The following is an 833-nucleotide window of genomic DNA, read 5'->3' as shown; positions in this document are numbered from 1 at the left end:
CGCGAGCCGCCCGGCCCGCCCGCCGCTGCCGCTGCGCGCGCTGCGCGGGCTGTGGATGGGGGCCGCCCACCTGGCCGGCGGCACCGCCCGCCGGATCGGTCACGGCGCCCGCGACCTCGACCCCGCGCACCGGCGCGACGGCATCGGCTTCACCCTGCTGGCGCTCGCGGTGGTCGTCGCCGCCCGCGAGTGGTGGGGGCTCGACAACCGGTTCGGCGACGCCGTGCACGCCGTGGTGGCCGGCACCTTCGGCCGCGTCGCCCTGGTGCTCCCGCTCGTGCTGCTCGGCCTCGCCGTGCGCCTGCTGCGGCACCCCGAGACCGGCCGCGAGAACGGTCGCGGCACCATCGGCCTGGGCTTCCTCGCCGTCGCCGCCTGCGGCCTGGTGCACATCGCCCGCGGGCTGCCCGACGTCTCCGACGGCTGGCCGCGGGTGCGCGACGCCGGCGGCGTCGTGGGCTTCCTGGCCTCGAGCCCGCTCGAGCAGGCGATCACCTCGGTCGGGGCCGGCGTGCTGCTGGCGCTGCTCGGCGCGTTCGGGCTGCTCGTCCTCACCGCCACCCCCGTGCACGCGGTGCCCAGCCGGCTGCACGAGCTGGTCGACCGGCTCACCGGCAACGGCCCGCTGCCCGACGACGCCGGGCACGACGGCGCCCCCACCTCCGCCGCGGCCCGCCGCCGGGCCCGCGCCGACGACCGCGCCGACGACGAGCGCGACCCGGTCGGCGACGTCCCGTTCGAGCAGGCCGTCGAGCTCGACCGCCCGAAGCGGCGGGTGCGCCGCCCGAAGGCCGACGCCGAGCCCTTCGACGGCGCCGCCGCCGGCTCGCCCG

General features: G+C 80.1%; 1 protein-coding gene. It reads left to right on the top strand.

The window, feature by feature from the left end; translation table 11 throughout:
• A partial coding sequence (locus ACYVI6_RS18790; RefSeq protein ID WP_460447800.1) for a DNA translocase FtsK 4TM domain-containing protein occupies positions 1 to 833 on the top strand: 833 nt, incomplete at both ends.

The sequence above is a fragment of the Angustibacter aerolatus genome (assembly GCF_054776675.1).
The sequence above is the reverse complement of the archived record's forward strand: the minus strand, read 5'-3'. Positions and strand labels throughout refer to the sequence as shown.